The 2,347-nt window shown below is 64.0% G+C and carries 4 protein-coding genes; 3 read left to right on the top strand and 1 reads right to left on the bottom strand.

Annotated elements, in window-relative coordinates:
- The 3 genes from IEY68_RS36695 to IEY68_RS35775 all read left to right on the top strand — a co-directional run.
- Positions 1-595 (top strand): DUF5753 domain-containing protein (locus IEY68_RS36695; RefSeq protein ID WP_229719239.1); only part of this gene is annotated, 595 nt, incomplete at its 5' end.
- A complete protein-coding gene (locus IEY68_RS35770) occupies positions 592-798 on the top strand; it encodes a DUF397 domain-containing protein (RefSeq protein WP_058852902.1) in 207 nt (68 codons plus the stop codon). The genes IEY68_RS36695 and IEY68_RS35770, both read left to right, overlap by 4 nt.
- Before the next feature lie 88 nt (positions 799-886).
- Positions 887-1,402, top strand: coding sequence for a P-loop nucleotide/nucleoside kinase family protein (locus IEY68_RS35775; protein WP_058852901.1), 516 nt, complete (start codon positions 887-889; stop codon positions 1,400-1,402).
- Between the two features lie 150 nt (positions 1,403-1,552).
- On the opposite strand, the gene IEY68_RS35780 is transcribed toward IEY68_RS35775, so the two are convergent.
- Positions 1,553-2,347, bottom strand: a 795-nt coding sequence (locus tag IEY68_RS35780) for a DNA-directed RNA polymerase subunit beta (protein ID WP_444543824.1), incomplete at its 5' end; no start/stop codon positions are given.

Raw genomic sequence — 2,347 nt, forward strand, 5'->3', positions numbered from 1 at the left:
GCGCTTCGACATGATGGAGACCATCTTCCTCAAAGAAGGAAGCGGCCCCAAACCCGTGACGATTCACCTTGTACCCGGACTACTGCAGACCCAGGAGTACGCACGAGCGTTGGCTCGGGTGGCCAGTCCTGAAGACACCGGGGAGGAGCGCGAGCGACGCGTGCAGCTCAAAATGCGTCGGCAGGCACTGATCACCCGGAGATCCCGTCCTGCCCGGCTCAATGTGGTTCTGGCAGAGACGGTTCTACGCCGGACTGTCGGTGGACCGCGCGTAATGGCAATGCAACTGAGGCATCTCGCCGATGCCGGGACCCTTCCGAACGTGAGACTGCGAGTCCTGCCCTTCTCCGCCGGGATACCTGTCGGTGAGCAGATCGGGCCGTTCGTGATCATGGAGTTCAGCGCGGCAACTCCGGGCAGACCAGCCGAGCCGACAATTGTCTACGCCGAGAACTACACCGGCGACATGTACAGCGAGAAGGTCGGTATCGTGCAGCGATACGTAGAGGCGTGCGACCTCGTCGAGCGAGCCTCGCTCGACGAGGTCAGCAGCAGGAATCTGCTGCGCACGGCAGCAAGGGAGCACGAACGGTGAACGTCGACCTATCCGAAGCGAAATGGTTCAAGAGCAGGCGTAGCGGCGGAACAAAGGAGTGCGTGGAGGTCGCGTTCCTCGGCGGCGGGCGCGTCGGCGTTCGCGATTCCAAAAACCCCACCGGCCCGGCTCTCGTTTTCACCGCCGCCGAGTGGGACACCTTCACCGGTAGCACCTCCGGCGGTCGTTCCGATCGAAGCTAGCGCGATCGGGGCAGCGGCAGCTCCCTGATCGGGTCGATGGGTACGCATCACCTGACATAGCTCGGGTCCGCCACATAGGATCGGTCGGGTGGCGACCGGGTCGACTCGTCTGGTGGTGTTCGCCGGTCTACCCGGCTGCGGAAAGACCACTTTGGCACGTGCGCTGGCCGACGAGCTCGGGGCGACTTTCCTGCGTATCGATACCTTCGAGGCGGCGATCGTATCGACATTGATGCCGTTCGAGGACAATCCTGTCGGTTACGTCGCAGCGGCCTGGGTGGCCGAGGACCAGCTACTGGGCGGGCGCACGGTGGTCGTCGACGCCTGCAACAACCTGCAGGCGGCCAGGTCGATGTGGACCGACCTGGCCCTCGGATCGCAGGTTCGGCTGCACTGGGTGGAGGTCATCTGCTCGGATACGGTCGAGCATCGCCGCCGTGTGGAGACGCGCGAACCCGATCGGCCGGGACAGGGCAACCCGACCTGGGCACAGGTGCGGGCCCGGCGCTGGGAACCGTTCACCGAGCCTCGAATTCTGATCGACAACACGGGAGCCGCGGCATCACATGTGGCCACGATCCGCTCTGCACTCCGCACGGACTGAGCAGAGACGATAGCGAACCGCCAGGTCGCGTGGTGCGAGACCGCCGCAGCGATCTTGTCTTCGCCACCCGCCGCATACGCGTTCTGTGTCGCAGTGGACCCGCAACACCGAGCCGCGCGCCGTGGACCGGGCGCGGCTCGGCCGGTTCGCTCAGCTCGTGAGCTCGTCGATGGCGGGTGATTCGTCCCGGGACAATGTGATCCCGAGATTCGTGGCCCTGCGCTCGAGTTCGTCGTCGTCGCCGTGGTCCAGTCCGACAGCCGTACCGTCGGCCGAGAGCACCTCCACGTTGAGGCACAGCGACTGGAGTTCCTTGAGCAGAACCTTGAACGATTCCGGGATGCCCGGCTCCGGAATGTTCTCGCCCTTGACGATCGCCTCGTAGACCTTCACCCGACCCACGACATCGTCGGACTTGATCGTCAACAATTCCTGCAGGGTGTAGGCCGCACCGTAGGCCTGCATGGCCCAGCACTCCATCTCACCGAAACGCTGACCACCGAACTGCGCCTTACCACCCAGCGGCTGCTGGGTGATCATCGAGTACGGACCGGTCGAACGGGCATGGATCTTGTCGTCGACCAAGTGATGCAGCTTCAGGATGTACATGTAACCCACCGCCACCGGATACGGGAACGGCTCACCCGAACGACCATCGAACAACGTCGCTTTTCCATCCGCTCCCACCATCACCTCCCCATCTCGATTGGGCAGGGTGGACGCCAGCAGACCGCCCAGCTCTTCTTCGCGCGCACCGTCGAACACCGGTGTCGCGAGGTTCGTATCCCGCGCCGCCGACATCAGCTCCTCGGGCAACCGGTTCGCCCAATCGGGCCGAGCGCCGTCGACCGGCTGAATATCCCAGCCCGTCTTACCGATCCAGCCGAGGTGGGTTTCCAGGATCTGCCCGATATTCATACGACGCGGCACACCATGGGTATTCAA

The sequence above is a fragment of the Nocardia jinanensis genome, from assembly GCF_014645735.1.
Lineage (GTDB): Bacteria > Actinomycetota > Actinomycetes > Mycobacteriales > Mycobacteriaceae > Nocardia > Nocardia jinanensis.